We start from the raw sequence: 24,649 nt of genomic DNA, 5'->3' as shown, positions 1-24,649 counted from the left end.
ACCGACCGCCCGCGCCGCGAAGACCAGGTTCTCCAACGCCAACGCGTCCTGCTCCGCCGCACCGACACCCTCGACGCGGTTGCCGTACAGGGCGTTGAAGGTGGTGCACCCCAGCGACGTCGCGAACTCGATCGCCACCGGCACATTCGCCCTGAACTTCTCCGACTCCGCCCCCGGAACCGCCAGCGCACCGCGGTCCGGACCCGGCAACTGCCCGGCATAGAAGTTCAGCCCCGTCAGCTGCGTGCCCGCATCCCGCAGGGCATCGCGCAGCGCGTCCAGCTCGGACCGCTCCGGGGTCGGTGCGTCCACCCACGGCCACCACAGCTCCACCGCCGTGAAGCCCGCCGCCCGCGCGGCAGCCGGCCGCTCCAACAACGGAAGCTCGGTGAACAGGATCGACAGATTGACGTTGAAGCGCGTGTCCGTGAAACCCATAGGGCCCGGCGCTCCTTCCGGATAGCGGATTTCTATTTCTGCTTTACGGGATGTTGCGGGGCGCCGGGCGCGACCGTCAAGCCGCGCCCGGCACATCGTCCGGATCGGGTCCGGAAACCGACCTCGCCCGTCAGACCTTGAGCGGCTTGATCGCGGTGGGGGCGTGACCGGGCTCGGTCGCGACCTCTTCCCACTCGTTGACCTTGTCGATCTCCGCGGCGGCCATCGAGATGTTGGTGATCCGCTCCAGGATCGCCTCGACGACGACCGGGACGCGGTGCTCGGCGGCCAGCTTCTTGGCCTCCTCCAGGGCGGCACCCAGCTCGCTGGGGTCGGTGACCCGGATCGCCTTGCAGCCCAGGCCCTCGGCGACCTTGACGTGGTCCACGCCGTAGACGCCCAGCTCCGGCGAGTTGATGTTCTCGAACTCCAGGTTGACCTGGAAGTTGATGTCGAAGTTGCGCTGCGCCTGGCGGATCAGGCCCAGGTATGCGTTGTTCACCAGGACGTGGATGTAGGGGATCTTGTGCTGGGCGCCGACCGCCAGCTCCTCGATCATGAACTGGAAGTCGTAGTCGCCGGACAGCGCGACGACCGGGGTCTCCGGGTCGGCCTTGGCGACACCCAGCGCGGCCGGGATGGTCCAGCCCAGCGGGCCGGCCTGGCCGCAGTTGATCCAGTGGCGCGGCTTGTAGACGTGCAGCATCTGCGCGCCGGCGATCTGGGAGAGGCCGATGGTGGTGACGTACCGGGTCTCCGGGCCGAACGCCTTGTTCATCTCCTCGTAGACGCGCTGCGGCTTCATCGGGATGTTGTCGAAGTGCGTACGGCGCTGGAGCTGAGCCTTGCGCTCCTGGGTGGAGGCGGCCCAGTCGCTGCGGTCGGGCAGCTTGCCGGCGGCCTTGAGCTCCTTGGCCACCTCGACGAACAGCTCCAGGGCGGCCTTGGCGTCGGAGGCGATGCCGTAGTCCGGGGCGAAGATCTTGCCGATCTGGGTCGGCTCGATGTCGACGTGGACGAACTTGCGGCCCTTGGTGTACAGGTCCAGCTTGCCGGTGTGGCGGTTGGCCCAGCGGTTGCCGATGCCGAGGACGAAGTCGGACTCCAGGAAGTTCGCGTTGCCGTAGCGGTGCGAGGTCTGCAGGCCCACCATGCCGGCGTTCAGCTCGTGGTCGTCGGGGACGATGCCCCAGCCCATCAGGGTCGGGATGACCGGGGTGCCGGTCAGCTCGGCGAACTCGACCAGCAGGTCGGCGGCGTCCGCGTTGATGATGCCGCCGCCGGCGACGATCAGCGGGCGCTCGGACTCGTTGAGGAGGGTGATCGCCTTCTCGATCTGGGCGCGGGTCGCGGCCGGCTTGAAGGCGGGCAGCGGCTCGTACGTCTCCGGGTCGAAGTCGATCTCGGTGAGCTGGACGTCGATCGGCAGGTCGATCAGGACCGGGCCGGGACGGCCGGAGCGCATCAGGTGGAACGCCTGCTGGAAGACGCCGGGGACCTGGGCGGCCTCCATGACCGTGGTCGCGGCCTTGGCGACCGGCTTGGCGATCGCGGCGATGTCGACGGCCTGGAAGTCCTCCTTCTGGATCACCGCGACGGGCGCCTGGCCGGTGATGCAGAGGATCGGGATGGAGTCGCCGGTCGCGGAGTAGAGACCGGTGATCATGTCGGTGCCGGCCGGGCCCGAGGTGCCGATGCAGACGCCGATGTTGCCCGGGTTGGTCCGGGTGTAACCCTCGGCCATGTGCGAGGCACCCTCGACGTGGCGGGCCAGCGTGTGGTCGATCCCGCCCGCGGCCTTGAGCGCCGCGTAGAAGGGGTTGATCGCCGCGCCCGGCACTCCGAAGGCGTTGGTCACGCCCTCGCGCTTGAGGATCTCCACCGCAGCGCGGGCGGCTGTCATTCGAGGCATCGAGTACTCCTGCGTCGACCTGTCACGGGCAAGTCCGGCCGAAGAGGCCGGGAGGGTTAATTCCGCATCATGGAATTAATGTTTTGCTTTATGGAAGGAGAACGTAGAGCGAGTCGTGCAAAGCGTCAAGAGGCGTCCTACGGACGGCCCGAACGGAACCCGCCGGTCGGGCCGGAAGAGCACCGCGCGCCGGGTGCACCGCGCCGCCGAGTTCCCGCTCGCCGACGGCCGGATCATCCGGCGCGAGACGGCGCCGCCGTACGACGCGGACGGGCGGCCCTGCGGATCGCTGTGGACGGCGGACGGCGGTCCCCGGGGCCAAGCTCCGCGAGCACGCGCTGCACCGCGACAACGCGGCGCTCGCCGAACTCGCCCGCCGGCGCGACGAGTTCCTCGCCTCCGCCGCGCACAACCTGCGGACCCCGCCGACCTCCGTCCTCAGCTTCTGCGCGCCCTCGCCGACCCGGCCGTCCGCCCTCGACCGGATCGCCGCCACCGGGCGCCGCCCCTGGAAGCGGGGTGCCCTGCTGGGCGACTACGAGCCGGGCCTGCACATGATCCTGGCGGGCTTCCGAGTCATGGTCTCTGCTCGGTTTCCGTGTGGCGATCGGCCTCAACTCGGCTGATGGCCTGGGTGTTCGGGTTCTGCGCTGAGGCGTGTGGTGTCTCTACGGTCGCCACTCATGATCCCGAGCTTCTTCCCGTCCCGGGGCTGGGAGTCCTGGGCCGTCGAGCGTCGGCCGTTGATCCCCGAGGGGATGCCTCCCCCTCGCCGCCGGACTCACGGGTTCTGTGCTGCCTGCCGGGTGCGGAACCGGCGCACGGCGTCGCGGTTCGCGCAGGCGTGGCAGCAGTAGCGCTGTCGGCCGCCCCGTGTGAAGTCGCCGTACGCCCGGCCGCACTCGGCCAGCGCACACCGGCCGAGGCGGTCCATGCCGCGGCTGGTCAGGTGCAGGGCGGTGCCCACACTGACCACTGCCCGCACCACACTCGCCAGGCCCAGGCCATCGTCGCGGTAGTGGATGTGCCAGCCGCCGTCGGCGTGGTCGGTCAGCCGGGGGTGCGCGGACGAGGTCGTCAGCAGCTCGTTGAGCAGCACGGCCCGCCGCTCGGGGGTATCGGCGTCGACCACCGTGAGCCAGCGCGGGATGAACTCCAGGATCTCCGCCAGGTCTTCGTCGCCCACCGGCCGGTCGATCGCCATGCCCGCCGCGACGCAGCGTTCGGCGAACTCCCCGGGTGAGCGCGGCGGTGCGGCCGCGAGGTCCAGGATGAGCCGTACGGGATCTTCCCCGTAAGGGTTCTGCTGCATAAGCCTATTACAGCAGGCTTGTTCCGGAAGGCTCCAGGCCCCGGAAGGAAGCACACCCATGCGCAAATGGCTGCCGTTGGTCGCCACCTGCTTGGGAACGTTCATGCTGCTCGTCTACTCGACGATCGTGACGGTGGCGCTCCCCAGCATGGCCCACGACCTGCACGCGAGCTTCGGCTCCCTGCAGTGGATCGTCGATGTCTACACCCTCGCCCTCGCAGGACTGCTGCTCGGCATGGGATCGCTCGGCGACAACCTGGGGCGCAAACGCCTCTACCTGGCCGGCCTGGGGATCTTCGGCGTCTCCACGCTCGTCTGCGGATCAGCCGGCAATGTCGCCGTACTGATCGCCGCGCGGGCGGTACAGGGCCTGGCCGGTGCCGCGATGTTCTCGACCCTGCTGCCCCTGATCGGACTCACCTACACCGGACGCGACAAGGGCGTGGCCTTCGCGGTCTGGGGCGCGGTCGCCGGCGCCGCCGCCGGTATCGGCAATGTCGCGGGCGGCGTCCTGACACAGTTCCTGTCCTGGCAGTGGATCTTCTTCGGCGGGGTGCCGGTCTGCGTGCTCACGGTGGCGTTGTCCGCCGCGGTGCTGATCGACGACGCCAGTACCCCGACCCGCATCGACTACCCGGGCATCTGCACCTTCACCCTGGCGGCGATCGGCATCACCTTCGGCATCATCCGCGGCGGCGAGCAGGGGTGGGGAGCCACCTCAGCGGTGCTCGGCTTCGTCGTCGGCGCGCTGATGCTCATCGCGTTCGTCCTGGTCGAGCGGGCCGGCAGCAACCCGATGATCTCGCTGTCGCTGTTCCGCAAGCGGGAGTTCAACGGAACGCTGGTCGCGGCGATGGGGTACTACCTCGCCGGATTCGGTGCGCTGCCGGTCATGTCGATCTGGCTGCAGGACAGCGTGGGGCTCACCTCCCTTCCCACGGCCCTGGTCATCACGGTGCAGCCGGTGGCGTTCTTCGCCACCTCCGCCGTGGTCGGCAGCGCACTGCACCGGCTCCCCTCGTACGTGACGCTCGGCGGCGGCACGGTGGCCGTGGGCGTGGGCAACGTCCTCATGCTGACGGTCGACGCCGACTCGTCCTGGGCGGCGCTGGTACCGGGACTGATCATCACCGGTATCGGCGCGGGCATCGTCTCCCCCGTGCTGCCCGCCATCGCCATGTCCGCCGCGCCCGCGTCGCAGAGCGGGGTCGCCTCCGCCGCGGCCAACTGTGCGCGCCAGCTCGGCCTGGCGCTGGGCATCGCCGTGCTCGGCTCCGTATTCCACCAGTTCTCGTCCGGCAAGGACGGCGTCGACCTGCATGCGGCGTACGCGAGCGGACTGTCCGCGGTATTCGGGGTCGCGGCCGTCGTCGGGCTGGGAAGCGGGTTGCTGGCACTCCGGCTGCTCAAGGCCCGGCGCCCCACCGTCCAGCCGGCCTAGGCCGTGTCCGCGAAGTCCCGTCGTTCGTCCGGAGGGCGGGCCGGGCGGTGTCCGGTGCCGGGGCGTGCCGGAGACGCTCTACGTCTTCCGGCAGCCGGTGGCGCACCCGGCTGAGCGAAGACCCGGCGCAACGCGGAACCGGTGACGGAGGGCCCGGTGGCCCGGGAGTCATGACCGCTCCTCAGCCCTCACGTCTCACCATCCGGACGTGTAACGGATCACATAGGCGGCAGGGAGTGCGTTCGGCGTGATTGGGTAGTGGGGCGCCGGCGGCGTGCACCGTGCCCGGCTGCCGCCGTCCGCCCGATCAATTCTCAGGAGTAACCCATGCCCGCCCCCCTGCCAGCCCCCGCGCCCGCCCCGGCGAGCGGTTCACCGATCTACGAGAGCCTCGTGTCGAAACACGGCGATGTGGTCGCCGAGAGCCGCCGCGTCGCGCAGGAGACCCAGCGGGAGGCTGACCGGCTGCTGCACTTCGCCCCGCGCGACGGCCGGGACTGACGCCACACCGGAGGGCGGGACCGGGGCACACCCCCGGCCCGCCCTTCGGCCTGCGCCGGACCAAAACCCCGGTAGCTCAGCGGACTTTCCGCTCTCCTTCGCGGTCGGCCCGTCCCCGCGGCCCTGGTGCCGCCCCGTTCATCCGCCGGTACCGCTCTTCGTCCCTGATGCCGTACCGCGGCCTTTCCACCGGGACACCGCGGAATCCGCCGCCTGCCGCGCTCCCGCACCGGCTCCGATGTGAGAATCCCGAATTGTCCTGCCGGTCCGTCATGTGCGGCGGTATCCGGGCGGAAAAGGACCCGCCCCCGCTTCGGCGCCGACGCTGAAGCAGGGGCAGGGCAGAGCAAGGTGGCGAGGGCCTTACTAGTCCTCGTCCGGAGCAGTCTCCGAGCCGTCCTTCTTGCCTTCTTTACCCTCGTTGCATTCCTTGCCTTCCTTGCCTTCCTTGCCTTCCTTGCCCTTGTTGCCTTCCTTACCTTCCTTGCCCTCCTTGCCCTCCTTGCCCTTGTTGCCGTGCTCCGAGCCGTCGTCGCCGAAGATCCAGGCATGTGAATCGTCGGTGTTCACGTCTTGCATGACCTGGTTGCCGACGCCCATCACGTCTCCCGCGTGCTCGTCGGCGACAGCGGTGCCGACGGACCCGAAGAAGGCGCCCGAAAACAGGATTGCGGCGGTGAGAGCAGTGCGCATGCGCATGGGTGAGCTCCGAAATGTCGTTGAGGTCGCTAGGACGTGGAATCCATGCCACCGTTCTCAGGCCGTCAGTCCACGTTTCACCCGCCCGGAGGTTTGACGCCGCGCCCTTTCGGAGGATTCTCCGCAATCCCCGGAGGCTCCGAAACTTCACGGCGGCGGACGCTTTCACCGCATTACGGCCGCAACAGCGGCGCCGGCGACACCGGAAGTTGCAGGTGGCGGCCCGGCCGCACCTGGTCGGCAGGCGGCACTCCCCACGGAACCCGTTGCTCCCCGCGCCGCGCGACCGGGCCCCTACCTTCCGTTCCGTACTGTCGCGACCCGACGGAAGCAGCCGGTTTGCGCAAGGCGGTCACCCATGCCTACGAGGTGGTCACCGACCCCCGAGCCACCGGAGTTCCCCGCGATATCCACCGGATTGCGCTATCGCAGCAGCACCGCCGCAAGATCCGAGTTCGCGTGGATTCCCACGTCTTTCAGCAGTCTCTCGTCATCGGCCGAACCAAGATTGTTCTTGGCCCACTGGGTGCCGATATCGCGCAGCACATGCCCGCCCTTGCGATCGATCAGCACCCAGTGCGTGCCATAGGTGTACGGCTTGACATGATCCCGGAGCATGGCCCACAGCCTGTCCAGGAAATCAGAAACAGTTGCCCCTTCGAACAGCGGGAATTGCGCCTGGAGGAAGGACTGGTCCACCCCGCTGAGATCGATGGTCAACACGCGGCTCGCAATGCCGTCATGGGCGCTCTCGATGGCTTCGTTCACGAGTTGCATCGCCTCGGCCGGTGTCGCCTTGCTGGACAGGAACGAGGGCAACACCGACTCCAGCGTTTCCCGAACCACCTCTTCGAGCAGTTCGACCTGTCCTCTCGATCCCCGTCGCATACCGTCGACATAGGTCCCGACGGGCACATGCTCGGGGAAGTCGCCGGGCGCGTAGAGCACTTCGGGTTTTCGCCAGAGGACAGTGAAAAACGCCCCGGAAACGAGGAGGGGAAAGACGATCGCGAACAGCGTCAGCGCTCCTTGGACCCAGCCACTCGCCAACGCCGCCACGACACCCGCAGTCGTCTCGGACAACCCGAGAAACAGCGAAATGATCCACAGCGGATTGACCACCCGCGGTAAAGCGCTTGCTCCGGAACCGTCTTCACTCGGCATCGCCCCAGCATGGCAGACCGGCCCCGGCGCACATCGGCCACGAAAGCTCACATCGCAGGACCGTGACAGCCCCGCCCGCCTGGTCGGCGGCAGCCGCCCGCGCGGCCCTCAGCCCTGTGCGGGACTTCCCGCCGGCGCGTGCTCCCGCAGGATCTCCACGAACGCCCGCATCCACTCCGGCTGATCGTTCCAGGCACGGGCCGAGACGACCTTGCCGTCCACCACCGCCGCGCCGTCCACGAAGACCCCGCCGCCCAGTTCCACCTCCGGCGCGCAGGCGGGGTAGGCGGAGGTCCGGCGGCCCTTGAGCACACCGAGCGGGGCCAGCGCGATGGCCGCGTGGCAGATGTGCGCGACCGGCTTGTCCGTGTCGAAGAAGTGCGTGACGACGCGCCGGAAGTCGGCGTCGTGCCGGAGGTATTCGGGCGCCCGGCCGCCGGGGAGGACAAGGGCCGCGTACTCCGCCGGGTCGACCTCGGACAGCGCGAGATCGGCCGGCCAGGAGTGGCCCTGGCGCTCGACGTAGGTGTCGAAGTCGTCGACGAAGTCATGCACGACGAACTGCAGCTTCTTGCGCGACGGGGCGGCGATCCGCAGCTCGTAGCCCTCCTCCAGCAGCCGCTGGTACGGGTAGAAGAACTCCAGGTCCTCGGTGGCGTCGCCGGCGATGAGCAGGATCTTGGGCATGGCGGGACTCCTCGTGATCGCAGCAGTCGGCCCGATCGGGGGCGACCGGGCGTATCGGATCAATCGGTTCCCCACCAGGGGGCCCCGAATGCCTCGTCCGCCGCCGGTTTCCGGTCGCCCACGGCCCGGGAGCGCCGGCGCGCCCTTCCTCACAGGCCGTGGGCGACCGGGTGGAGCGGCTGGTAGAGGGGGAGCTCGGCGCCGCTGGGGAGGCGGACGGCGGTCAGGAGGCCCCAGCGCTGCTCGCTGACCGGGCGGGTGGCCCCGACGCCCTGCGCGCGGAGCCGGTCCAGCTCGGCGTGGAGGTCGTCGCACATCAGGTAGAGCTCGTGCCGTGGTGCGTCGTCGGTGGGGTGGACGGCGACCTCGGCCGGAGGCAGTTTGAAGATCAGCCAGCCTCCGCCCGCGTCGACGCCGGGGAAGCCGAGGACGTCGCGGAGGAAGGCGCGGTCGGCCGGCGCGTCCTGGCTGTGGAGGATGACGTGCGATCCGCTGATCATGCTGGCCCCTCGTTCGTCTCACCCCAGACGCCGCCTGAGGTGCGGGCGGTCTCCGCGGCCGGTTCGACAGGGGCCGCGGCGGTCGGTGCGCGGGCATCCTGCCACGGCCGGGCCCGCCGGCCGGTGAGCGCCACGTCCCGGACGCCCGCGGCCGCGAGCCCGGGAGGGCCGTCGCCGACAACGGCAATGGTGGGCCCGGACGGCGCGGCGTCGTCTAGTCTCCCGAATCCGGTGCCTGCAAGACTCACAAGGGGGAGGTCGGCGCACCACCTGCTCATGCGCCACAGTCATGGACACAGCCACAAAGGCCGCACTCGCCAGCGCACTCCTCACCGCCCTGGTGGCACTCGCCGGGTACTGGGTGAACCAGCACATGAAGCGGCGCGAGACCAAGAGCCAGATGTACGCCCAGGCTCTCCAAGTCATCCACGAATACCAGGAGTTGCCCTATGCGATACGCCATCGGGTCGACGCGACCCCGGCGACCCGATCAGCCCTGGCGGCGCGCGTAAGCAACGTCTTCGGGAGACTGCACCACTACCAGACACTGCTGGCCATGGACTCCCCGGTCGTCAGCGACGCCTACGTCAATCTCTTCTCGCAGACCCGGAAGCAGTGCGGCGAATACCGCAAGCAGGCATGGAATTCCCCGCCCATCGCGACGGACCCGGAAATGCCCGGCTCCACCAGGTTCTATTACGACAACATTGCCGCAATGGACGCGTGCCTCCTCGCCATGCGCAGGGAATTACGGCCATGGGGCTGGATGCAACGGAAGAACACCAGGAAGCGGATGGCCGACCTGGACCGGAGCCGCCCCGATTGGCGCCGCCCCAGGGCCGTGCCGGATGACGACCGGCCACCGGCCGGCGCCGTGTGAGAGGGCAGGCCCCCGTCCGGCCGCCCTGCCGCAAAAAAAAACTTCGGACGGCGATGTCGAGAACCCGTGACCGGCTCCGTCCCCGGGGTGAACGCGACCACAATGGGTCGTACCAGTACCGAGGAGAACCACCATGGCCAAGTACCTGCTGCTCAAGCACTACCGCGGCGCCCCGGCTCCGGCCGACTGCGTGCCCATGGACCAGTGGACGCCGGAGGAGATCTCGGCGCACGTGCAGTTCATGCGGGACTTCGCGGACCGGCTGGAGAAGACCGGCGAGTTCGTCGACGCCCAGGCGCTCGCCCCCGAGGGCACGTGGGTCCGGTACGACGGGGAGGGCCGCCCGCCGGTCACCGACGGCCCGTTCGCCGAGACCAAGGACCTCATCGCCGGGTGGATGGTGATCGACGTCGACAGCCACGAGCGCGCCGTCGAGCTGGCCGGGGAGCTGTCCGCCGCCCCCGGGGCGGGTGGGAAGCCGATCCACGAGTGGCTGGAGCTGCGCCCGTTCCTGTCCGCGCCGCCCACCATCACGGAGTGACCTCCCAGGTGACTCCGATGGACGCGGCCCTGCTCCGGAGCCTCACCCCGAGTGTGCTCGCCGTCCTCGTCCGCCGCGGAGCCGACTTCGCGGCGGCCGAGGACGCCGTGCAGGACGCGCTGGTCGAGGCGGTCCGCGGCTGGCCCGCCGACCCCGTTCGCGACCCGAAGGGCTGGCTGGTCACCGTGGCCTGGCGCAGGTTCCTCGACGCGACCCGGGCGGACACCGCCCGCCGCCGACGTGAGCACCTCGTCGACGAGGAGCCGGCGCCCGGGCCCGCCCCCGCGGTGGACGACACGCTCCAGCTCTACTTCCTGTGCGCCCACCCGTCGCTGACGCCGTCGTCCGCGGTCGCGCTCACGCTGCGCGCCGTCGGCGGACTGACCACCCGCCAGATCGCCCGGGCCTACCTCGTGCCCGAGGCGACCATGGCGCAGCGCATCAGCCGCGCCAAGCGCACCGTCTCCGGTGTGCGGTTCGACCGGCCCGGCGACGTCGCCACCGTGCTCCGCGTCCTCTACCTGGTCTTCAACGAGGGCTACTCCGGCGACGTCGACCTGGCCGCCGAGGCCATCCGGCTCACCCGGCAGCTCGCGGCCTCGATCGACCACCCCGAGGTGGCGGGGCTGCTCGCCCTCATGCTGCTCCACCACGCCCGGCGCGCCGCCCGGACCGCGCCCGACGGCAGCCTGGTGCCGCTCGCCGAGCAGGACCGCGGCCGGTGGGACACCGGGGCGATCGCCGAGGGCGTCGCGATCCTGCAGGCGGCCCTCGCCCGCGACCGGCTGGGCGAGTTCCAGGCACAGGCCGCCATCGCGGCGCTCCACGCCGACGCGCCGACCGCCGAGGAGACCGACTGGGTGCAGATCGTCGAGTGGTACGACGAGCTCGCGGGCCTGACCGACAGCCCGGTGGTCCGGCTCAACCGCGCAGTCGCCGTCGGTGAGGCCGACGGGCCGCGCGCCGGGCTGGCGGCGCTCGCGGCGCTGGACGCCGCGCTGCCCCGGCACACCGCGGTGGCGGCGTACCTCCACGAGCGGGACGGCGACCCGGCGACGGCGGCACGGCTCTACGCCGAGGCGGCCCGGAAGGCACCCGACCTCGCCGAGCGCGACCACCTGATGCGCCAGGCCGCCCGGCTCAACGCCCGCCGGAGTCGCTGACGGGTCGCTCGCGTCCTGTCCCGCGGCACTCGGCGCGGCCCGTCACGGGCCGGCCGGGTCCGCGTCGTCGGCCCGCATGGGGGCGTCCGTGCGGCGGCCGGTCACCACCAGGTTGCCGTCCGGTGTGCGCCGGGCGACGTCGCCGGTGCGGAGGTAGCCGTCGGCGGTGAAGGAGCGGGCGTTGCGGTCGGGTGCCCGGTAGTAGCCGCGCGGGGTGTAGGGACCGCGGGCGAGGAGTTCGCCGGGCTCCCCGTCGGGCACGTCCTTGCCGTCGGCGTCGACGATGCGGATCTCGTCGTCGGGCGAGAGCGGGCGGCCCTGCGTGGTGAGCACGGTCTCGTCCGGATCGTCGGGCCGGGTGAGGGTGAGCGGCCCCTCGGCCGTGGCGCGGACCTGCTGCGGGCGGCAGCCCCATGCGGCGCCCATGCGTTCGGCGGTCGCCCGGGGCAGGGGCGCGCCACCGATCTGCACGAGACGCAGACTGCTCAAGTCGGCCCGGACCGTGGGGAGGGCGTCGAGCCAGAGCCGGGCGACGGCGGGCTCCACCGAGGTGACGGTGACTCCCTCTCGTTCGATGGCCGGAAGGCATACGGCCGGTGCCGGGTCCTCGACCAGGACGACGGTGCCGCCGACGGAGAGGGTCCCGACGATGCCGGGGCAGCCGAAGGCGAGGTTGGACCCGGCGGGCTGCGCGGCGAGGTACACGTCGTCCCCGGTGAGCGACACCAGCTCGGCGGCGGCCCCGGCCTGGTAGGCGTAGTCGTTGTGGGTGCGCGGAACGAGTCCGGGTGCCGCGGTACCGCCGGAGAGCAGGAAGAACGCCACCTGGTCGGCGCTCTGTGCCCGCGCCGGTGTGGGCGGGGCGTCGATGGAGCCCAGCGGGAAGTAGTGGCAACCCGACCGGTCGGTCGACAGGCCGCCGTACGGGGACGCGGCACCGGGCTCCTCATGGGTGAACACCCGCCGCAGGAAGGGCCCTTGGGCCGCGATGTCCGCGGCCATCGCCGTGTGGTCGAAGCCCTGGTACGTCGCGGGACCGACGTAGCCGACGGCCTCGGTGACCTGCACGAGGCGGGACACCTCGGCCGTGCGGTGCGAGACCGGGCAGATCACGGGGAGCGCGCCGGCCCGCATCAGCGCGAACACGGTGAGGACGAACTCGGGGACGTTCGGCAGCTGGACGACGACCCGTTGCCCGGGCCGGAGGCCGCGCAGCCGGAATCCGGCGGCCATGCGGTCCACGCGCCGGTTCAGGTGCGCGTATGTGATGCGGGTGTCGCCGTGCACGAGCGCGGTCCGCGGACCGTGTTCCAGGGCCCAGCCGCGCAGCAGGTTGTCCAGCGTGTTGCCGCGCCAGTGCCCGGCCGCCCAGTAGCGGTCGACGAACTCCTCGGGCCAGGGCGTGCAGCCGTCGAGCATGGATGTCATTGGCTTCCTTCTGTACCGCTCTCCGAGCCGGGAGCCGTGCGGGTCGTGTGGCGCCGTGACGAGGTCCGGGCAGCCGGGCAGCGGTGATTCCGACGACCGCGGGGCCGGGGCCCTCGAACTCGACGATCAAATCCGCCAACCCCCTCCGCACAATGCGCTTTACCCACCACGGACACCGAATTCCCTCAGCAAAAAGTCCAACCGGGCACCGCTGACCAGGAGGAACGGTCGGGACGCAAGCCCACTCGGAATCGCGCCAGGGCGGGATCCACCACAACGCGAAGACCCCGTCCCGGAGAGGGACGGGGCCTTCGGCGCAAGACCGGACCAGCGTGCCTTACTGCACCTATGTCTAACGGATCGGCATTCCCGACAGCGTCCGGGCGATGACCAGTCGCTGGATTTCGCTGGTGCCCTCGAAAATGGTGTAGATCGGCGAGGGCACCAGCGACATCATCCGGCAGCCTGCCAATTCACCTGTCTGACCTGGGCGTTCTCCCGTCATACCGTCGCGTTCAGTCGGGTTCACTGGGGCTTCAGTCGGGTCCGAGGTGCAACCGTGTCTCCCAACTATCTCCCAGGCGACCATCGCGCCAGCGTTGGACGGCCGGGGGAAGATATCAGTGAGCCCCCCTCCATATACGGACGAGCGTCATATACGGGAGGGGGGCTCACCTGTGCCGAGGAACCGAGGGGGCCACCCAATCGATTCACCCGGCACGCTCGGCGGGAGCACGTGAACCACCGGTGCACGGTTGCGGTGCGACCTATGGAACGCATGGAGGCGAACCTGCTCGGGCTGGGCGTCGGCACGCTTGCCCTGATCGTCGAGCGAACCCGCATGGACGCATCCGGGGCAGTTGTCGAGACTGCGGACATGCTGCTGCCCGCGGACCGGTGGAGCGTCAGCCTCTGACCATGCCGACGCCCCGCGCCGGGCGCTGTCCCGGGCGGGGCGGGGTAGCAGCGTCGCCGCAGCCTGGCGGGATTCGCCACCCGTGGCGCTCAGCTGGCGGCGCGCGGGTCATAGGCGGATGACGATCAGGGCGATGTCGTCGCGGGCGCCGCTACTGACGCCGAGGTGCGCGAGCACGGCGTCGGCGAGGCGTTCGGGTTTGTGGCGGGCATGGCGGGCTAGCGCGTCGGTGAGGCGTTGCAGGCTCGCGTCGATGTCCTCGCCGCGGCGTTCGATGAGGCCGTCGGTGTAGAGCACGAAGGTGTCGCCGGGGGTGTAGGGAAGGTCGGCCTGGGGGCGGGGGACGTGTTTGGGGCGGGCCCCCAGCGGGGGGTCGGTGGCCTGGTCGAGAAGGTCGCAGCAGCCGTCTTGGTGGACCAGGACGGGTGGCGGGTGGCCGGCGCTGCTGTACGTGATGCGGCGAGCGGGGTAGTCGATGACGGCTTGGACGACGGTGGTGGCCAGCGCACCCTCCACGTAGCGTGCGTACAGGCCCAGGCAGTCCAGGGCCCGCGCGGGCCCTTCGACGGCCCGGATGGAGGCGGACAGCGCGCTGCGGAGCATGCCCATGACGGCAGCGGCCTCCAGGCCGTGGCCGACGACGTCGCCGACCGCGACGGCGCATCTGTTCTCGGGCAGGTCGACCACGTCGTACCAGTCGCCGCACACGTTCAGTGACCCGGCAGCGGGCAGGTAGCGCACCACGGCGTCCCGGTGCCGGGCCAGGTGGGGCGAGTGGAGCATAGCCTCCTGCAAAGTGAGGGCGACCTGGCGTTCCCGGGCATGGGCTTGGCGCAGTTCCTCGTTCAGTCGCTGGAGCTCGCGCGACCGCGCGTACAGTTCGACCTCCATAGCCTCCACGTCGCTGAGCGCCCCGCCTTCTCGCGGGCGGGGGTGGGAGAGGAGAAACGCGGTCACGTCCTCCCCCCGGTGAATGATCCACGCCACCTCCCCATCCGGCCCGAGCACCGGGGTGTTGATCGCGGACCACCACCGCTCCTCGAACACGCCGGGCTGGCCGACCACGGGAATGGCGTACTTCTGCACCGCCACCGTGTCCGGCTCCTTCGAGCGCAGGACCCGGTGCAGGGAGACATGGAGATTCCGCGCCCCTTCAGCACACGCGTCCGCCGGATCATCAGGGAAGGCGTCGAAGAGGTACCGCCCGAGCAGATCCTCCCTAGTACGGCCGGTCACCCGGCAGGCCGCCTCGTTGACGTCGGCGATCACCAGGTCCGGGCCCAGCACCATATAGGGGCTGGGGGTGACCGCGAACAGCGCCTGGTAGTCGATCTCCGGCCTCGTCACACGGTGCGACCGTGCTTCCTCATCAGGGATGTTCTCGTCCCTCACCCCTACGTTCTACCGTTCGTCGGCGCCGTCGGCACCTGGGGCGCATCACCTGCCCTCGGCGCGTCAGCCTCTGTCACGCGCCCTCATGACGACAGCCTCCAGAAACCGCGAAGGCACTCGCGCATCCGCGCCGAACGGTTGCCCGCCAACTGTGCCGCTCAGTTCACCAACTCAAGCGCTAACTCGCCAACTGAAGCCCAGACCGGCCACTGACAATCCTGGGCACTCCAGGTTCAGAATCGAACACATGAATGACCGCCGCCGGACCTGCCACGCCTCCGCACCCTGGAGACCTGGCTGACCATGACCCTCGACCGGGTCCGGCAGGCCATCGCCATCGCCGAGCAGCGCGAAGCCCAGCAGCAGCGGGCTATCCCTCCCCCACCACCGGACTGGGTCGTGCAGCTCAGCATCGGCGGGGAAGGCCATCCGATCGCGGTGCACGTCGGCGGCTGCCGAACCGCCGGCCGGCGCACCCGCCCCCTCAGCCGCGACCAAGCGATGCGCGCCCTGGCCGAGGGCCTGGAGCCCTGCGCCATCTGCCGGCCGGACACCGAGCTCGGCATCCTCGGCTGACGCGCAGACCTCAGGACGCCGTCGCAGGCTAGAGGAATGCTCGGAGACGCCCCGATCGTCGTGAGCGGCACAGTTGGGGCGCGCAGTAGAAGGCCCCGCCGCGTCGGGGGGGGTGCGCGGCGGGGCCTGGGCTCAGTGTGGCAGGCGGCTCACCTCCGCAGCGCTCGGTCCGGCTGACAGACCGCACACGCGGCTCCTGCGCCCTGACGGGTGCGGACCAGGGGCCTGAAGATGGCTGCGCCCCCCTCTTCACCCGTTCGGGCGCACCTGGTCGTGCGACCGCGCATGGTCACGTTGCTCAGGCCAGGCCCGGATTCCCCGGAGGATGTGGCACTTCCGTCGGGCGGCTCGAAAAGCGAGCGGGTGGCAAAGGCAGTCAGCATGGCCCGGGAGACGGCGGGTCCGGCGCGTCCGCTGCACGGGGCGCCCGGGCCCGTCGGTCGGCTCATCATCCGGTTCCACGGACACGTGGAGGACACCATGCGAATGAACCGCCCGCGCAGCACAGCCGTCGCAACCATGGTGCTCGCCATGGTCGGACTCACCGTTCCGGCCACGGCGGCAGCCCCGGTCGCCGGACCCGACGCCACCTTCCTCAAGATGATCCACCAGGGCAATCTCGCCGAGATCGCCACCGCCAAGGATGCCCAGAAGCACACCACCAGCACCTGTGTGAAACAGGCAGCGGACATGTTCGTGCGCGACCACACCACGTTCGATGCGCAGGTCGTGGCGCTGGCCCGCAGCAAGGGCATCACCCTGCCCTCCACGGCGACAGCCACCCAGCAGAAACAGCTCACCATGCTCAAGTCCCTGCACGGTAAGCCGGACTACAAGCAGGTGTGGCTGCGGGGCCAGGACACGAGCCACCGGCAAGCCCTCGCACTGATCGACAAGGAAGTGTCCTCTGGTAAGGACTCCAAGATCCGCGCGACCGCCCGAGCCGCCCGGCCCACAGTGGCAAAGCACCTCCAGGCGGTCAACGGCGGAACCTGCCACGCCGTCAAGTGACTGACGGACACCCGAGCCTGACCGTCGTCACCGGAGATGGCAGTCAGAGAGCGGCGGCAGCAGCAGCGCATGCCGCCGCTCTGCGGCTAGGGCCTGTGCGGAGTCGTGATCAATTGGAGCGGCGGAGGCCGCGGAGCCAGATGACCGCGCCGCGAAGGTGGAGTGCGGCGAGATAGCTCTCGGGCGCCTTGTCATATCGGGTGGTGACCCCGCGCCACGCCTTCAACTTGTTGATCAGGCGTTCCACCGTGTTGCGATCCCGGTAGAACTCGGCGTCGTGGGACACGGGCCGCCCGCCTCGGTGGCTCTTCTTCTTGCGGTGAGCGGCCTGGTCGATCTTCTCGGGGATGACCGCCAACGGCTCCGCCAACGCCCAGTCGCCATCGCTCAGTTCACGTCTCGCCAGACGAGTTTTCTACCGGCACGCTGATCACGACTCCGTACAAGACCTAGTCGGCGGAGAGTCGGCTGATGCTTCGGTAGCGCATAACGTTCCCTGAAGTGCCTCCTCGCGCCCCTCAACACCCGCACACAGAGGGCATGTTACCCAAGGTAGCCTCGTATAATTTCCCGCAAATGGCGCTACCGCGGCCGGCACAAACTCCCTGACGGCAGTTGGGGCTCGGTCTCCAAAGATGACAACGGGCAACCGTTCTACACCGAACGCTCGGCCCGCGAGTACGCGCACGGCCTGGAAGTCGACGTGCGCCGCAAGTCGTTCATCAATCCGCGCGATGGCCGGGTCGCAGTGGCCGTCTGGGCTTCAGGGTGGATCGAGTCGATCGACGTCAGGCCTCTCAGCGACGTGGAGTACCGGCGCCGGCTCAAGAACCAGATCCTTCCCCAGTGGGGCTCAGTGCCCGTCGGCGACATCTCCCCTACCGCCGTAGCCGCATGGGAGAAGGCGCTACGTGGGCGGATCAGCAAGAACTACGCTGACGGCGTGGTGGGCATCTTCCGCACCATGATGGATGATGCCGTGAGCGAGGGGTTGCGGAGAGACAACCCCGTCGCTGCGCGGAAGTCCGGCCGCCGTGGACGGTTCCAGTCCCAGCGGCCAGAGAAGAAGATCATTGCAACGCCCCCGCAGGCCCTCCTGGTTGCCAGGAATGCCCTGGAGATGCGCGGCCTCAACGAGTACGCCATCGTCCTCACATCCGCCTACACCGGCCTGCGCATCGGCGAGTTGGCGGCCGTGCACCGCGATCAGCTCGCTCTTAAGGACGAGAAGCACGGGCCCCGTATCCACGCCATCCAACAAAGCCAGTATGTCGGAGGGGTGTTCACGGAGATCCAGCCGAAGTACGACTCCGGGCGCGGTTTGATCATCCCTCAGTTTCTGGCTGAGGTGCTTCAAGAGCTGGTGGACTCCCGTCCCTCCGAGTGGGTCTTCACTGCCCCTAAGGGCGGCCGGATGATCCGTGGTGGCGACTGGTACGCCGAGACCTGGCGGCCCATCGTGCACGGCCGGGCGCCGCGGGGAGTCGTGCGAGGAGCCAGGGCGCGTACCGGCATCCGGCCGGTCTTGGGCGTCGAGGGCATGGTGCCGCACGGGCTTCGGCACAGCCACAAGGTCTGGCTGGACGAAGGCGGACATCCCCGCGTCGCCGTCGCGGCTCGCATGGGCCATGTACTACAGGGCGTAGAAGGTGTGTATTCGCATGTGACGCTGCCCATGGAGCTGAGGATCGCCGATCAGTTGCAGGGCCTGTGGGAGGACTCCCTCCGCCCGGTCCTGGACCGTCGCGAATACGGGCCGTTCCCCGAGTTCACGTCTCCCCGCTGCAAGCGATCTCCCAAAAATCTCCCACAAGCCGTTTGAGGCATCCGGATGCCCTGAATGGGCCCCGCTCCTGGCGGAGTGGGGCCCTTCTGCTACGGCACCGATCAATGCGCGTCTTGCAGGAGTTTTGCCCTAACGGATCGGCATTCCCGACAGCGTCCGGGCGATGACCAGTCGCTGGATTTCGCTGGTGCCCTCGAAAATGGTGTAGATAGCGGCGTCGCGGTGCATCCGCTCGACCGGGTATTCGCGGGTGAAGCCGTTGCCGCCGAGGATCTGGATCGCCTGGGCGGTGACCTTCTTGGCCGTCTCGCTGGCGAAGAGCTTCGACATCGAGCCCTCGGCGCTCTCGAACTTCTTGCCCGTGACCGCCATCCAGGAGGCCCGCCAGACCAGGAGGCGGGCGGCGTCGATCTGGGTGCGCATATCGGCCAGCTGGAAGGCCACGCCCTGGTTGTCGATGATCGGGCGGCCGAACTGCTCGCGGGTCCTGGCGTACTCCAGGGCCTCCTCGTACGCCGCACGGGCGGTGCCGACGGCCATCGCGCCGACGGCCGGGCGGGAAGCCTCGAAGGTGGCCATCGCGGCGTTCTTCACGCGCTCGCCGCCCTTGGCGCGCTCGCGGGCGCGGGCCAGTCGCTCGTCGAGCTTGTCCTTGCCGCCGAGCAGGCAGTGACCGGGGACCCGGACGTTCTCCAGCACGACCTCGGCGGTGTGCGAGGCGCGGATGCCGTGCTTCTTGAACTTCTGGCCCTGGGAGAGGCCGGGGGTGTTCGGCGGGACGATGAACGAGGCGTGCCCCTTGGAGCCCAGATCCGGGTCGACGACGGCGACGACGACGTGGACGTTGGCGATGCCGCCGTTGGTGGCCCAGGTCTTGGTGCCGTTGAGCACCCACTCGTCCTTGGCCTCGTCGTAGACGGCCCGGGTGCGCATCGAGGCGACGTCGGAGCCGGCGTCCGGCTCGGAGGAGCAGAAGGCGGCGACCTTGACGTCGTCGGCGTCGCCGTACATCTGCGGGACCCAGGTGCCGATCTGCTCCTCGGTGCCGTTGGCCAGGACGCCGACGGCGGCGAGGCCGGTGCCCACGATGGACAGCGCGATGCCGGCGTCGCCCCAGAACAGCTCCTCCATCGCCATCGGGATGCCGAGGCCGGTGGGGTCGAAGAACTGCTGGGCGTAGAAGTCGAGGGAGTACAGGCCGATCTTGGCGGCCTCCTGGATCACCGGCCAGGGGGTCTCCTCGCGCTCGTCCCACTCGGCGGCGGCGGGGCGCATGACGTCCGCGGCGAAGCCGTGAATCCAGTCACGGACTTCCTTCTGCTCGTCGTTGAGTTCCATGGTGAACTCGGCCATGTCCCCTCCAGTGGTGCGTACAGCCAGCCGTTACTTCTGGTAACCAGAGTGTGTTACCCGTCAGTAATGGATGTCAACTCCTCTCGGGCGCCGATTTGGCCCGCGGAGTTCGAGGGTCGCCGAGCCAGGGTGTTACGTTGCGCGAGCGCCACGGATTCACAAGGGTGGGGAGCACGACCATGGACAGCATCGACAGCACCGGGCAGACCGGTACGGCACAGGCCGGCGCGGAAGGCGGCGACCGGCAACGGACCGCGACCGAGCGCAGGCGGCGGGAACTCCTGGAGGCCGCCGAGCGCATCGTGCTGCGCGACGGCCCGGGCGCGTCGATGAACGCCATCGCCGCCGAGGCCGGGATCACCAAGCCGATCCTCTACCGGCACTTCGGCGACAAGGGCGGCCTCTACCGCGCCCTCGCCGTCCGGCACACCGACGCCCTGCTGGCCAACCTCCGGGCCGCGCTGGACGCCCAGGCCCTGCGCCGGGAGCGGGTCGAGGCCACCCTCGACGCCTACCTGGTCGCCATCGAGACCCGGCCGCAGGTCTACCGCTTCCTGATGCACCCGGCCGACGAGGACAATCCCTCGGAGTCCGGCTTCGACGTGGGCCGGCACTCCGCCCCCCTGCTGCGCCGGCTCGGCGAGGAACTCGCCAAGGTCGTCTCCGAACGGCTCGACCTGGGGCCGGACGGCGAGGAGCGGGCCCGGGTGTGGGGGCACGGCATCGTCGGCATGATGCACGCGGCCGGCGACTGGTGGCTGCGTGAACGCCCCTTCTCCCGGGAGCAGTTGGTGCGCCACCTCGCCGACCTGCTGTGGGGGCAGCTGGCCACCGTGAAGGACCTCGCCGACGGCCCCGGATTCTGAGATTCCGGGCGGCCGGCGTCAGGCCGGTGCCGCCGCCCGGTCCTCCGTCGCCGCCGCCCACGGGGCCCGGGCCGCCGCACGCAGTGCCCGGCGCCGCCGCAGACCGGTGAGCCGGTCGACGTAGAGGCCGCCGCCGAGGTGGTCGCACTCGTGCTGGAGGCAGCGGGCGAAGAATCCGGTGCCGGTCACCGTCACCGGTGCGCCGGTGACGTCGAAGCCGGTCACGACGGCGTGGTCGTGACGCGGGGTGCCGGCCTCGATACCGGGCAGCGACAGACAGCCCTCCGGCCCCCGGATCACCGGCCCGTCCGCTTCGACCAGGCGGGGGTTGACGATGTGCCCCAGGTGCCGGCGGTCCTCGTCGTCGGGGCAGTCGTAGACGAAGACCCGCAGGGGCACGCCGACCTGGTTGGCGGCCAGGCCCACCCCGTTCGCGGCGTACATCGTCGCGTACATGTCCTCGACCAGCGAGGCCAGTTCGCCGTCGAAGGCGGTGACGTCCTCGCAGGGACGGGTGAGGACGGGATCGCCGTAAAGGCGCAGCGGACGGGGGCGGCCGGAACTGCCGGGGATGGTGCGGTGGCGCATGCGCCCAGGGTACGGGCCGGGCATTCCGGAGAACGTCGCGGAGGTGGCGGGGTTCGGGCCCGCCGCCGGATCTCGATAGGCTGATCCCCGACCGACAGCCTCCGGACGGTCGATGGTCGCGGAGGAGGCGCACTCTTCCGGCAGCCTCAGGGCAAGGGGTGCGCCGGATGCAAGGAGGATCTGAGACGATGGCAGGCAACACGGAGCCGCTGTCGCCGCGGGCCAAGCTGGCCGTGACGGCCGGCAAGGCCGCGGCAGCGGTGTCGCGCGCGGCGGGCCGCGGCAGCGGGTCGGTGATCGGCGGCAAGGTGGCGCTCAAGCTCGACCCGGACCTGCTGGCCGCGCTGGCCAGGCACCTGGACGTGGTCCTGGTGTCCGCCACCAACGGCAAGACGACCACCACCCGGCTGATCGCCGAGGCGCTGCGGGCCAGTGGCCCGGTGGTCTCCAACGCGCTGGGCGCCAACATGCCCGCGGGCATCACCTCGGCGCTGGCGGGCGGCTCGGACGCCAAGTACGGCGTCATCGAGGTCGACGAGAAGTACCTGGCCACGGTGGCCCGGGACGTCACTCCGAAGGCCATAGCGCTGCTGAACCTCTCCCGGGACCAGCTCGACCGGGCCGCCGAGACCCGGATGCTGGCCGAGAAGTGGCGCGAGGGCCTGTCGGGCTCCAAGGCGCTGATCATCGCCAACGCCGACGACCCGCTGATCGTCTGGGCGGCCTCGTCGTCGGCGAACGTGGTCTGGGTCGCCGCCGGGCAGGAGTGGAAGGACGACGCCTGGTCGTGCCCCTCGTGCGGCGGCGTCATGCAGCGCCCGGGCGACGACTGGTTCTGCGCCGAGTGCGGCTTCCGCCGTCCGACGCCCAGCTGGGCGCTCTCCGGCGACCACGTCCTCGACCCGCACGGCAGCGCCTGGCCGATCAAGCTCCAGCTGCCGGGCCGCGCCAACAAGGCGAACGCCACCTCCTCCGCCGCCGTCGCGGCCGCCTTCGGCGTGCCCCCGCAGGTCGCCCTGGAGCGGATGTTCGCGGTGCAGGCCGTCGCCGGCCGCTACGACGTGGTCACCTTCGCGGAGCGGGAGCTGCGGCTGCTGCTGGCGAAGAACCCGGCCGGCTGGCTGGAGACCTTCTCGCTGATCGACGGGCCGCCGACGCCCGTGATCATGTCGGTGAACGCCCGCGGGGCGGACGGCACCGACACCTCCTGGCTGTGGGACGTGGACTACACCCGGCTGGCCGGGCACCCGATCTTCGTGCTGGGCGACCGCAAGCTGGACCTGGCGGTGCGCCTGGAGGTCGCCGGGCTCGACTTCGAGGTGTGCGAGACCCTCGACGACGCCGTCCGGATGGCGCCGCCCGGACGGATCGAAGTCATCGCCAACTACACGGCCTTCCAGGACCTGCGCCGGCGAGTGGGGAACTAATGCGATCCCACGGACAACAGCGACAAGGACGAGCGAGCATGAGTGACAACAGCCTGCGCGTGGTGTGGATCTACCCGGACCTGCTCAGCACCTACGGCGACCAGGGCAACGTCCTGGTGGTGGAGCGGCGGGCACGGCAGCGCGGCCTGGACGTCCAGCGCCTCGACGTCCGGTCCGACCAGCAGATCCCCACTTCCGGGGACATCTACCTGATCGGCGGCGGCGAGGACCGGCCGCAGCGGCTGGCGGCCGAGCGGCTGATCCGCGACGGCGGCCTGGACCGCGCGGTCTCCAACGGCGCGATCGTCTTCTCGGTGTGCGCCGGCTACCAGATCCTGGGCCACGAGTTCATCAACGACCTCGGTGAGCGGCAGCAGGGACTGGGGCTGCTGGACGTGGTGAGCACCCGCGGCGAGGGCGAGCGGTGCGTCGGTGACGTACTCGCCGACATCGACCCGCAGCTGGGGCTGCCGCCGCTGACCGGTTTCGAGAACCACCAGGGCGTGACGCACCTGGGGCAGACCGCCCGGCCGTTCGCCACGGTCCGGTTCGGCAACGGCAACGGTGTCGGCGACGGCCACGAGGGCGCGTGGAACGACACCGTCTTCGGGACGTACATGCACGGCCCGGTGATGGCCCGCAACCCGCACATCGCGGACCTGCTGATCAAGCTGGCGCTGGACGTCAACGCGCTGCCGCCGGCCGACGACCGGTGGTACGAGGAGCTGCGCCAGGAGCGGATCACGGCGGCGACGCAGACCGCCTGACGGATACCGGTCCCGCGACGGCCGGATCCGGGTCAGCCGACCCGGATCCGGCCGTTTTCCGTACGCCGGCGTCCGCACTCCGGTCGCCCGTGCCCCGGGGCGCCGCGCGCTTGTAGGCTGAGCGGAATCCAACCGGACGACGGGGTCCGGGCGTCCGGTTGAGTTGCGATGGGTTACTACGAACAATGCGAATTGGTGTCCTCACGTCCGGCGGCGACTGCCCCGGCCTGAACGCCGTCATCCGGTCCGTCGTCCACCGTGCCACCGCCGACCACGGGGATGAGGTGATCGGCTTCAAGGACGGCTGGAAGGGCCTGCTGGAGTGCGATTACCGCAAGCTCGACCTGGACGCCGTCGGCGGCATCCTGGCGCGCGGCGGGACCATCCTCGGCTCGTCGCGGGTGCAGCCCGCCCACCTGCGGGACGGCGTGGAGCGGGCCCGCGGCCACGTCGCGGAGCTGGGGCTGGACGCGATCATCCCGATCGGCGGTGAGGGCACGCTGAAGGCGGCCCGGCTGCTGTCGGACGCCGGGCTGCCGATCGTCGGCGTGCCGAAGACCATCGACAACGACATCGCCGTCACCGACGTCACGTTCGGCTTCGACACCGCGGTGGGCGTGGCGACCGAGGCGCTGGACCGGCTCAAGACCACCGCCGAGTCGCACCAGCGGGTGATGATCGTCGAGGTGATGGGGCGGCACACCGGCTGGATCGCGCTGCACTCGGGGATGGCGGCCGGTGCGCACGCGATCGTGGTGCCGGAGCGGCCGTTCGACATCGAGGAGCTGACCGCCCGGGTCGCGGAGCGGTTCGAGGCCGGCAAGAAGTTCGCGATCGTGGTGGTCGCGGAGGGCGCCAAGCCGCGCGAGGGCACCATGTCGTTCGACGTGGGCGGCACGGACGTGTACGGCCACGAGCGGTTCGCCGGTGTGGCCCGGCAGTTGTCGCTGGAGCTGGAGAGCCGGCTCGGCAAGGAGGCCCGTCCGGTCATCCTCGGCCATGTCCAGCGCGGCGGGACGCCCACCGCGTACGACCGGGTGCTGGCCACCCGCTTCGGCTGGCACGCGGTGGAGGCCGCGCACCGCGGGGAGTTCGGGATGATGACCGCGCTGCGCGGTACGGAGATCACGTTGGTGCCGCTCGCGGAGGCGGTGGCGAGCCTGAAGACGGTGCCCGCCGAGCGCTACGACGAGGCCGAGTGCGTGCTGTGATCCGCCGATAGCCCACCCGCGGGGTTCGGATCCGTTCGGGGCGCCCCCGGCCGCTGCACCGGCCGGGGGCGCCTCTACGCTTGCCTCCGG

Annotated in this window: 24 protein-coding genes and 1 pseudogene; 12 read left to right on the top strand and 13 right to left on the bottom strand. The window is 70.2% G+C overall.

Annotated elements, in window-relative coordinates; genetic code table 11:
- The 3 genes from CG747_RS36690 to CG747_RS36680 form a co-directional block, all read right to left on the bottom strand.
- The coding region (locus CG747_RS36690; RefSeq protein WP_146022210.1) for a TIM barrel protein at positions 1–438 on the bottom strand (438 nt) is incomplete at its 3' end.
- A gap of 130 nt (positions 439–568) precedes the next feature.
- Positions 569–2,350: a glyoxylate carboligase gene (gene gcl, locus CG747_RS36685; protein ID WP_100606231.1), complete on the bottom strand. Its 1,782-nt coding sequence runs from the start codon at positions 2,348–2,350 to the stop codon at positions 569–571.
- Positions 2,351–3,131: 781 nt separating this feature from the next.
- Positions 3,132–3,662 carry a CGNR zinc finger domain-containing protein gene (locus tag CG747_RS36680; protein WP_100606230.1) on the bottom strand — a complete coding sequence of 177 codons (531 nt, stop codon included), beginning with the start codon at positions 3,660–3,662 and terminating at the stop codon, positions 3,132–3,134.
- A 58-nt stretch (positions 3,663–3,720) separates the two neighbouring features.
- Between CG747_RS36680 and CG747_RS36675 the strand changes: the two genes are divergently transcribed.
- The gene (locus CG747_RS36675; RefSeq protein WP_100606229.1) at positions 3,721–5,103 is read left to right on the top strand and encodes an MFS transporter; all 1,383 of its coding nucleotides are present in this window, start codon (positions 3,721–3,723) and stop codon (positions 5,101–5,103) included.
- Positions 5,104–5,970: 867 nt separating this feature from the next.
- Here the strand turns inward: CG747_RS36675 and CG747_RS36670 are convergent.
- The 4 genes from CG747_RS36670 to CG747_RS36655 form a co-directional block, all read right to left on the bottom strand.
- A complete protein-coding gene (locus tag CG747_RS36670) occupies positions 5,971–6,303 on the bottom strand; it encodes a hypothetical protein (protein ID WP_100606228.1) in 333 nt (110 codons plus the stop codon).
- Between the two features lie 423 nt (positions 6,304–6,726).
- Positions 6,727–7,467 carry a hypothetical protein gene (locus tag CG747_RS36665; RefSeq protein ID WP_146022209.1) on the bottom strand — a complete coding sequence of 247 codons (741 nt, stop codon included), beginning with the start codon at positions 7,465–7,467 and terminating at the stop codon, positions 6,727–6,729.
- 108 nt (positions 7,468–7,575) lie between these two features.
- Positions 7,576–8,154 carry a DJ-1/PfpI family protein gene (locus CG747_RS36660; RefSeq protein ID WP_100606226.1) on the bottom strand — a complete coding sequence of 193 codons (579 nt, stop codon included), beginning with the start codon at positions 8,152–8,154 and terminating at the stop codon, positions 7,576–7,578.
- Positions 8,155–8,303: 149 nt separating this feature from the next.
- Positions 8,304–8,654, bottom strand: a complete 351-nt coding sequence (locus tag CG747_RS36655; protein WP_100606225.1) for a VOC family protein — start codon at positions 8,652–8,654, stop codon at positions 8,304–8,306.
- Between the two features lie 289 nt (positions 8,655–8,943).
- Between CG747_RS36655 and CG747_RS36650 the strand changes: the two genes are divergently transcribed.
- From CG747_RS36650 to CG747_RS36640, 3 genes are all read left to right on the top strand, one after another.
- A complete protein-coding gene (locus tag CG747_RS36650; RefSeq protein ID WP_100606224.1) occupies positions 8,944–9,534 on the top strand; it encodes a hypothetical protein in 591 nt (196 codons plus the stop codon).
- A 133-nt stretch (positions 9,535–9,667) separates the two neighbouring features.
- Positions 9,668–10,075 (top strand): YciI family protein, encoded by a 408-nt coding sequence (locus CG747_RS36645; RefSeq protein WP_100606223.1) that lies wholly within the window; start codon positions 9,668–9,670, stop codon positions 10,073–10,075.
- A gap of 17 nt (positions 10,076–10,092) precedes the next feature.
- The gene (locus CG747_RS36640) at positions 10,093–11,238 is read left to right on the top strand and encodes an RNA polymerase sigma factor (RefSeq protein ID WP_100606222.1); all 1,146 of its coding nucleotides are present in this window, start codon (positions 10,093–10,095) and stop codon (positions 11,236–11,238) included.
- 42 nt (positions 11,239–11,280) lie between these two features.
- Here CG747_RS36640 and CG747_RS36635 read toward each other — a convergent pair whose 3' ends face one another.
- On the bottom strand, positions 11,281–12,666 hold the full coding sequence (locus tag CG747_RS36635) for a (2,3-dihydroxybenzoyl)adenylate synthase (RefSeq protein ID WP_257980971.1): 1,386 nt from the start codon (positions 12,664–12,666) through the stop codon (positions 11,281–11,283).
- Between the two features lie 352 nt (positions 12,667–13,018).
- The gene (locus CG747_RS48390; RefSeq protein WP_180985848.1) at positions 13,019–13,195 is read right to left on the bottom strand and encodes a hypothetical protein; all 177 of its coding nucleotides are present in this window, start codon (positions 13,193–13,195) and stop codon (positions 13,019–13,021) included.
- Positions 13,196–13,435: 240 nt separating this feature from the next.
- On the opposite strand from CG747_RS48390, the gene CG747_RS51105 reads away from it, so the two are divergent.
- Positions 13,436–13,582, top strand: coding sequence for a UTRA domain-containing protein (locus tag CG747_RS51105; protein ID WP_100606220.1), 147 nt, complete (start codon positions 13,436–13,438; stop codon positions 13,580–13,582).
- Between the two features lie 108 nt (positions 13,583–13,690).
- Here CG747_RS51105 and CG747_RS36625 read toward each other — a convergent pair whose 3' ends face one another.
- Positions 13,691–14,929 carry a PP2C family protein-serine/threonine phosphatase gene (locus CG747_RS36625; protein ID WP_100606219.1) on the bottom strand — a complete coding sequence of 413 codons (1,239 nt, stop codon included), beginning with the start codon at positions 14,927–14,929 and terminating at the stop codon, positions 13,691–13,693.
- Positions 14,930–15,277: 348 nt separating this feature from the next.
- Between CG747_RS36625 and CG747_RS36620 the strand changes: the two genes are divergently transcribed.
- Both CG747_RS36620 and CG747_RS36615 read left to right on the top strand, forming a co-directional pair.
- Positions 15,278–15,550 carry a DUF6233 domain-containing protein gene (locus CG747_RS36620; protein ID WP_100606218.1) on the top strand — a complete coding sequence of 91 codons (273 nt, stop codon included), beginning with the start codon at positions 15,278–15,280 and terminating at the stop codon, positions 15,548–15,550.
- Between the two features lie 480 nt (positions 15,551–16,030).
- Positions 16,031–16,561 (top strand): DUF4142 domain-containing protein, encoded by a 531-nt coding sequence (locus CG747_RS36615; protein ID WP_180985846.1) that lies wholly within the window; start codon positions 16,031–16,033, stop codon positions 16,559–16,561.
- Positions 16,562–16,670: 109 nt separating this feature from the next.
- Here CG747_RS36615 and CG747_RS36610 read toward each other — a convergent pair.
- Positions 16,671–16,916, bottom strand: a pseudogene (locus CG747_RS36610) (IS5/IS1182 family transposase); the annotation flags it as partial.
- 348 nt (positions 16,917–17,264) lie between these two features.
- On the opposite strand from CG747_RS36610, the gene CG747_RS36605 reads away from it, so the two are divergent.
- Entirely contained in the window at positions 17,265–18,383 is a 1,119-nt protein-coding gene (locus CG747_RS36605) for a tyrosine-type recombinase/integrase (RefSeq protein ID WP_100606216.1), read from the top strand.
- A 93-nt stretch (positions 18,384–18,476) separates the two neighbouring features.
- Here the strand turns inward: CG747_RS36605 and CG747_RS36600 are convergent, their stop codons facing one another.
- Complete coding sequence (locus CG747_RS36600; protein ID WP_100606215.1) at positions 18,477–19,700, bottom strand: acyl-CoA dehydrogenase family protein; 1,224 nt, start codon at positions 19,698–19,700, stop codon at positions 18,477–18,479.
- A 179-nt stretch (positions 19,701–19,879) separates the two neighbouring features.
- On the opposite strand from CG747_RS36600, the gene CG747_RS36595 reads away from it, so the two are divergent.
- Positions 19,880–20,566: a TetR family transcriptional regulator gene (locus CG747_RS36595; protein ID WP_100606214.1), complete on the top strand. Its 687-nt coding sequence runs from the start codon at positions 19,880–19,882 to the stop codon at positions 20,564–20,566.
- Positions 20,567–20,584: 18 nt separating this feature from the next.
- Here the strand turns inward: CG747_RS36595 and def are convergent, their stop codons facing one another.
- On the bottom strand, positions 20,585–21,154 hold the full coding sequence (def, locus tag CG747_RS36590; protein WP_100606213.1) for a peptide deformylase: 570 nt from the start codon (positions 21,152–21,154) through the stop codon (positions 20,585–20,587).
- Positions 21,155–21,342: 188 nt separating this feature from the next.
- On the opposite strand from def, the gene CG747_RS36585 reads away from it, so the two are divergent.
- From CG747_RS36585 to CG747_RS36575, 3 genes are all read left to right on the top strand, one after another.
- Positions 21,343–22,581, top strand: a complete 1,239-nt coding sequence (locus tag CG747_RS36585) for a MurT ligase domain-containing protein (protein ID WP_100606212.1) — start codon at positions 21,343–21,345, stop codon at positions 22,579–22,581.
- A gap of 38 nt (positions 22,582–22,619) precedes the next feature.
- Positions 22,620–23,348, top strand: a complete 729-nt coding sequence (locus CG747_RS36580; RefSeq protein ID WP_100606211.1) for a type 1 glutamine amidotransferase — start codon at positions 22,620–22,622, stop codon at positions 23,346–23,348.
- 185 nt (positions 23,349–23,533) lie between these two features.
- Positions 23,534–24,559, top strand: a complete 1,026-nt coding sequence (locus tag CG747_RS36575) for a 6-phosphofructokinase (RefSeq protein WP_100606210.1) — start codon at positions 23,534–23,536, stop codon at positions 24,557–24,559.
- Positions 24,560–24,649 lie beyond the last annotated feature (90 nt).

It is taken from the genome of Streptomyces sp. CB02959 (assembly GCF_002803155.1).
In the GTDB taxonomy this organism is placed as follows: domain Bacteria; phylum Actinomycetota; class Actinomycetes; order Streptomycetales; family Streptomycetaceae; genus Streptomyces.
The sequence above is the reverse complement of the archived record's forward strand: the minus strand, read 5'-3'. Positions and strand labels throughout refer to the sequence as shown.

Bases quoted from the DNA above. Each gene is read 5' to 3' on its own strand.
- gcl (WP_100606231.1), bottom strand. From the start codon at position 2,350: ATGCCTCGAATGACAGCCGCCCGCGCTGCGGTGGAGATCCTCAAGCGC.
- CG747_RS36680 (WP_100606230.1), bottom strand. From the start codon at position 3,662: ATGCAGCAGAACCCTTACGGGGAAGATCCCGTACGGCTCATCCTGGAC.
- CG747_RS36675 (WP_100606229.1), top strand. From the start codon at position 3,721: ATGCGCAAATGGCTGCCGTTGGTCGCCACCTGCTTGGGAACGTTCATG.
- CG747_RS36670 (WP_100606228.1), bottom strand. From the start codon at position 6,303: ATGCGCATGCGCACTGCTCTCACCGCCGCAATCCTGTTTTCGGGCGCC.
- CG747_RS36665 (WP_146022209.1), bottom strand. From the start codon at position 7,467: ATGCCGAGTGAAGACGGTTCCGGAGCAAGCGCTTTACCGCGGGTGGTC.
- CG747_RS36660 (WP_100606226.1), bottom strand. From the start codon at position 8,154: ATGCCCAAGATCCTGCTCATCGCCGGCGACGCCACCGAGGACCTGGAG.
- CG747_RS36655 (WP_100606225.1), bottom strand. From the start codon at position 8,654: ATGATCAGCGGATCGCACGTCATCCTCCACAGCCAGGACGCGCCGGCC.
- CG747_RS36650 (WP_100606224.1), top strand. From the start codon at position 8,944: ATGGACACAGCCACAAAGGCCGCACTCGCCAGCGCACTCCTCACCGCC.
- CG747_RS36645 (WP_100606223.1), top strand. From the start codon at position 9,668: ATGGCCAAGTACCTGCTGCTCAAGCACTACCGCGGCGCCCCGGCTCCG.
- CG747_RS36640 (WP_100606222.1), top strand. From the start codon at position 10,093: ATGGACGCGGCCCTGCTCCGGAGCCTCACCCCGAGTGTGCTCGCCGTC.
- CG747_RS36635 (WP_257980971.1), bottom strand. From the start codon at position 12,666: ATGACATCCATGCTCGACGGCTGCACGCCCTGGCCCGAGGAGTTCGTC.
- CG747_RS51105 (WP_100606220.1), top strand. From the start codon at position 13,436: ATGGAACGCATGGAGGCGAACCTGCTCGGGCTGGGCGTCGGCACGCTT.
- CG747_RS36620 (WP_100606218.1), top strand. From the start codon at position 15,278: ATGACCCTCGACCGGGTCCGGCAGGCCATCGCCATCGCCGAGCAGCGC.
- CG747_RS36615 (WP_180985846.1), top strand. From the start codon at position 16,031: ATGCGAATGAACCGCCCGCGCAGCACAGCCGTCGCAACCATGGTGCTC.
- CG747_RS36600 (WP_100606215.1), bottom strand. From the start codon at position 19,700: ATGGCCGAGTTCACCATGGAACTCAACGACGAGCAGAAGGAAGTCCGT.
- CG747_RS36595 (WP_100606214.1), top strand. From the start codon at position 19,880: ATGGACAGCATCGACAGCACCGGGCAGACCGGTACGGCACAGGCCGGC.
- def (WP_100606213.1), bottom strand. From the start codon at position 21,154: ATGCGCCACCGCACCATCCCCGGCAGTTCCGGCCGCCCCCGTCCGCTG.
- CG747_RS36585 (WP_100606212.1), top strand. From the start codon at position 21,343: ATGGCAGGCAACACGGAGCCGCTGTCGCCGCGGGCCAAGCTGGCCGTG.
- CG747_RS36580 (WP_100606211.1), top strand. From the start codon at position 22,620: ATGAGTGACAACAGCCTGCGCGTGGTGTGGATCTACCCGGACCTGCTC.
- CG747_RS36575 (WP_100606210.1), top strand. From the start codon at position 23,534: ATGCGAATTGGTGTCCTCACGTCCGGCGGCGACTGCCCCGGCCTGAAC.